1 protein-coding gene is annotated in these 2,855 nt (G+C 69.5%); it reads right to left on the bottom strand.

From position 1 onward, the window contains the following. Positions 1-300: 300 nt before the first annotated feature. Positions 301-2,855, bottom strand: a 2,555-nt coding sequence (locus tag MJD61_10295; protein MCG8555660.1) for a hypothetical protein, incomplete at its 5' end; no start/stop codon positions are given.

The raw sequence follows: 2,855 nt of genomic DNA, 5'->3' as shown, positions 1-2,855 counted from the left end.
GATTCGTCAGCGCATCCTGCATCTCGCAGGACGACTGTCACGACCGCAGGGCGAGCTGACCATGAGCGTCAGTGACAACCCCGCTGTACGCAAAGAGCTCGAAAAGTATCTGCCGCAATCTCGGATAGCAGCCTGACCACCCTCTAGCGACCATCGCTAGCCACTCTGCGTCTCTGTCATCGCGAAATATGCAACGTTGAGGTTACGCTACCGGTGGTGGCGAAAGTGCCCGCCCACGCCGGCGGACGCCAACGCGGGTCGGGCCAGCCCGGAGATCTCCACCATCCGGCAACCCCCACATCAGGGCCTGCAGCCGGGTAGCATCAGGCCGCTGACGGGTTGCGGTGTGGCACTGCCGATCAGGGTGCCGTTACCCAGCCGGCCGGACTCGTTGTAGCCCCAGCAGCTGACCTCGCCCGTGCTCAGACGCGCGCACGTGTGCGCCAGGCCCGCGCTGATTTCGACGACGTCCACGAGCCCCGAGACCGCTACCGGGACCGAGCTGTTGTTGTACATGCCATTGCCCAGATGGCCGAGGCGATTGTAGCCCCAGCATTGGACCTCGCCCGTGCTCAAGCGCACGCACGTGTGCAGCGTGCCCGCACTGACCTGGACAGCGTCTGTGAGCCCCGAGACCGCCATGGGCGTGGTGCTGTTCGTCGTGGTGCCGTTGCCGAGCTGACCGTACATGTTGGAGCCCCAGCAGCTGACCTCGTTCGTGCTCAGGCGCGCGCACGTGTGGCCACCACCGGCGCTGATCTCGACCACGCCGCCGAGCCCGCTCACGCTAACCGGCGTGGCGCTGTCCGTCGTGGTGCCGTTGCCGAGCTGGCCAGACTTGTTATGCCCCCAGCACTTGACCCGGCCGGTGCTCAGGCGCGCGCACGTGGAGTCGATGCCCGCACTCACCTCGACGGCGTCCGTGAGCCCCGAGACGGCTACGTGTGTGGTGCTGTTCGTCGTGGTGCCGTTGCCGAGCTGACCGTACATGTTGGAGCCCCAGCAGCTGACCTCGTTCGTGCTCAGGCGCGCGCACGTGTGGTCACCATCGGCGCTGATCTCGACCACGCCGCCGAGCCCGCTCACGCTAACCGGCGTGGCGCGGCCCATCGTGGTGCCATCCCCCAGCTGACCGTAGGGGTTGTAGCCCCAGCACGTGACCCGGCCCGTGCTCAAACGCGCGCACGTGTGCCGGCCGCCCAGCACGATTTCGACAGGGTCCATGATAGCGTTTGCCGTGACCGGCGTGGCGCGGTCCGTCATGCTGCCATCCCCCAGCTGGCCGTTGCCGTTGTCGCCCCAGCACTTGACCTCCCCGCTGGCTGGAAGCGCGCACGTGTGCTCGCCACCTGCCGAGATCAGGTTGCCGCAGTCCCTGCAGACACCCCCCTCGTCCACGCGCCCATCGCAGTCGTCGTCAAGCTTGTTGCAGCGCTCCAGCATGGGGACGCACGCGTCCGAGGCCGCATCGGTTCCTGCGTCGTTGCTTCCCGAATCGGACACGCTTGCGTCCGCGTCCGCGGGCGCCGCATGCCGGCTGCTGCAGCCGCCGGACAGGACGGCGCATGCCGCGAGCGCGCTCGCCAGTACGCGGGGCGTGAACCGAAACAAGCGTCCGGCCCCGAGCACTAGCAAACACATCAGCCACGGCAGCTTGTCCGCTCCCCTCGTCCCACCCGCGACGTGGCACCCGCAGCCGCCGGTGCTCGTGGTCGCAGGCGACCCAGCCGGGTTCTTGGCGTCGCCCGGTACTCGAGCATCACCGCCGCGGCCAGCGCCGCTGGACGCGACCGAAGAAACAGCGTCAGCGTCGGTTCCCGCGTCTCGCCGACCGGCGCCGCTACCGGCGTCGCCGGGGACCACGGGTCGCGCGCCATCGCCGCCGCCCGCTGCGTCTCGCGCACCCGCGCTGCCGGCATCGCCGGGCGCTACCGGCAAACCGGCGTCGCTCAGGCACGCCGGGGCGCCGCCGATCGGAGGGGGTACGGCAACGCCCGCGTCGCCGCCCGTGCAGGGGGTGCCAATGGCAGGGCAAAGCTCGCGCCAGGGTCCGGCGCAGAGTGTGGCGAGCATGCTGGGTGACGGACATGCGAGCCCCTGCACGCTGCGCAGCTTCATCAAGGCCCCGAAGCTGTGGCCGCCGTCCTGCGACAGGCCCAGCTGAAAGCCCTGCGTGCGCTCGTGCGTGCAGGCGTACAAGCCTCGCCGGGTCCATGTCAGGCACTGCACCGGGCCATCGAAAACCTTGCCGAACACGAGATCGCCAGTCGAGGCTTTCCAGATGCCCAGCGCGGCGCAGTCGACCAGGCCGGGTCGATCGGGCAACCCGAAGCCGATCGCCACTTCCGTACCCTCCGGCGAAAGCGCAAAGCCTGCCATCACGGCTCTGCCCTCGAGCACGCTGCGCCACGACTGCCCGCCGTTCGAGGAGACCAACAGACGATCCCGGTTCGATCCGCGCACGCGCACGTAGATCGTGTCGCGGTCGTGCGGCGCAACGGCCGTGAAGAACGGGACCGCTTGCGGGCCCGTGCCGGCTATGGGCAGCAGCGTCCAGCCGACGCCGCCGTTGTCGGTGCGCAGCAACACGCCCCTGAGCGCGGGCACCAGTCCCAGCCCGCTGACGTACACGCGCTTGGGGTCGCTCGCAGCCGCGTCGAACGCCGTGGCGACCAGATCGAGCTCCGCGCCGAAGGGACCACCGAGCCGCTGCCAGCTCGCGCCGTTGTCGCTCGTCCGCCAGAGCCGATGCGTGGAAAGCCCGTGCTGCGCCTCGCGCGCGAGCGCATGCGCTCGCGCGCGGTCAAGAGGGTCCACGCTCACGTCGACGATCTCCAGCTCGCCGAGCGCGCCTT

This window comes from Pseudomonadota bacterium (genome assembly GCA_022361155.1).
GTDB lineage: Bacteria > Myxococcota_A > Polyangia > Polyangiales > JAKSBK01 > JAKSBK01.
Note: the sequence above shows the minus strand (reverse complement) of the source record. Positions and strands in the feature narration are given on the sequence as shown.